General features: G+C 54.9%; 2 protein-coding genes. Both read left to right on the forward strand.

The genetic code is table 11. From position 1 onward, the window contains the following. Positions 1 to 315 (forward strand): transposase (locus ACM110_RS29970; protein WP_416130625.1); only part of this gene is annotated, 315 nt, incomplete at its 5' end. 35 nt (positions 316 to 350) lie between these two features. Beyond that, positions 351 to 1,145: an IS3 family transposase gene (locus ACM110_RS29975; protein ID WP_416130626.1), complete on the forward strand. Its 795-nt coding sequence runs from the start codon at positions 351 to 353 to the stop codon at positions 1,143 to 1,145. Positions 1,146 to 1,187: the final 42 nt, after the last annotated feature.

The raw sequence follows: 1,187 nt of genomic DNA on the forward strand, positions 1-1,187 counted from the left end.
TCGACTTTAGGAATCATCATGGGATATCGGGTTGTTACATCTGAGGAAAAAGCGGAGGCCATCCGTTTGGTTGTGGAGATGGATTACTCCATACCCAAAGCCTGTGAAGCTACCGGTGTTGGCCCTACAGCCCTGCGCCGCTGGGTTTTGCGTTGGCGGCGGGAGCAGGAAGGGATGGTGCAACCTCCTCGACTGCAGGATCAGGAACTGATCGAGTCGCTTCAGGCGAAATTGGCGCTGCTCGAAGCTGAGAACCAAGTGTTAAAAAAGCAATTGCCCTCTCATCTAAAGGTTCTGTTCGGTCGAACCAAGTGATTGATGGCGTTAGAGGTGCGATGTCGATTAGGCGTATGTGCTCCGTGTTCGGTCTGGCCCGCAGCAGCTATTACGCAAAGCGCAAACCCCAACTGCTGCGACCTGCGCAGCGATGGCTGGGGCGCAAGCTCCGCGCGCTGCATAGGGCGCATCGCGAAGCGTTGGGTGCTCGCGGGCTATCCAAAGAATTAAGAAAAGAAGGCATTTTCATTGGCCGCTATCGAATGCGCACCTTGATCAAAACCTTCGGTTTGCATCGGCGCAGGCCTCGTTACGCCCATTATCGCCGTGCGACGAAGCCGGCAGTCGCCGCACCGAACATACTTGATCGTCGTTTCAATCCGGCCCGACCTGACACGCTTTGGGCAGGCGATATCACTTACATCAGAGTGGGAAACGGCTGGTTGTATCTGGCCGTAGTGATGGATCTGTTTTCACGCAGGATCGTGGGGTGGGCTTGCTCGCGAACCGCTGATGCTGAGCTGTCTATGAAGGCACTAAAGCTGGCAGTGGCGTTACGCCGCCCGATGCCGCAGTTGCTATTTCACTCAGACCAGGGCTGCCAATACACCGCTGATCGATTTGTTGCATGTCTAGCAGAACACCGGATCGTTCAGAGCATGAGTCGTCGAGGCAACTGCTGGGATAACGCGGTGGTCGAGCGCTACTTCAGGACGTTAAAGCACGATTGGATGCCAGAAAACGGCTACCAAAATCATTTCGAAGCGGAGAAGGACGTGATGGGCTTCATCTCACATTACAACCATCGCCGTTGCCATTCCGCTTCGAACCACCTGCCGCCTGCGCTGTTTGAGCAGCAAGCGGCCTAATGCTCCTACAGAGTGGTTCAAAAAAACTGAACCACTACACCG

The sequence above is a fragment of the Pseudomonas sp. NFX98 genome (assembly GCF_047784845.1).
Taxonomy (GTDB): Bacteria; Pseudomonadota; Gammaproteobacteria; order Pseudomonadales; family Pseudomonadaceae; genus Aquipseudomonas.